The following is a 722-nucleotide window of genomic DNA, read 5'->3' on the forward strand; positions in this document are numbered from 1 at the left end:
CGAAGAAATCGTCGTCCGCGCCGATCCGCGGCACCCCCAGCACCTGCGCGAAGACCCCACACACCATCTCCTCACGCACCGAGACCGCACCCCGGCCCCCACCACCACCCGCACCCGCCGCGTAGTCCGGCACCGGCAACGCGGTCCGGTCCAGCTTCCCGTTCACCGTCAACGGCAACCCGTCCAGCACCACCACAGCCGACGGCACCATATAGTCCGGCAGCTGCTCCTTGGTTCGCTCTCGCAGAGCGCTGCTCAGTTTCGCCGTACCCTGGGGGTCTGTGGTGCCCGTGGTTTCGGGTACTGGCACGACGTAGGCGACCAGTCGTTTGTCACCGGGTGTGTCCTCACGAGCGATGACTGCGGCCTGGGCTACGTGTTCGTGGGCGGCGAGGACTGCTTCGATCTCGCCCGGCTCGATCCGGAAGCCGCGAATCTTCATCTGTGTGTCCGCCCGGCCGACGAATTCCAGTATCCCGTCGGTCGTCCAGCGCACCACATCCCCGGTGCGGTACATCCGCTCACCGGGCGTGGTGGCGAATGGGCAGGCCACAAATCGCTGCCCCGTCAGACCCCTGCGGCCGGGGTAGCCACGGGCGAGTCCGGCACCGGCCACGTACAGTTCGCCCGTCACGCCTGGTGGTACTGGCTGCAGATTCGGATCCAGTACGAACAGTGTGGTGTCTGAGATGGGCTGGCCGATGGGGATGCCGGCGGGGTTG

At 67.2% G+C, this 722-nt stretch carries 1 protein-coding gene; it reads right to left on the reverse strand.

Annotated features, from left to right (window positions below; all coding sequences use genetic code 11):
* The coding region (locus tag IEJ02_RS47895; protein WP_191070519.1) for an AMP-binding enzyme at positions 1 to 722 on the reverse strand (722 nt) is incomplete at both ends.

This window comes from Streptomyces sp. 5-10 (genome assembly GCF_014712245.1).
Lineage (GTDB): Bacteria > Actinomycetota > Actinomycetes > Streptomycetales > Streptomycetaceae > Streptomyces > Streptomyces violaceusniger.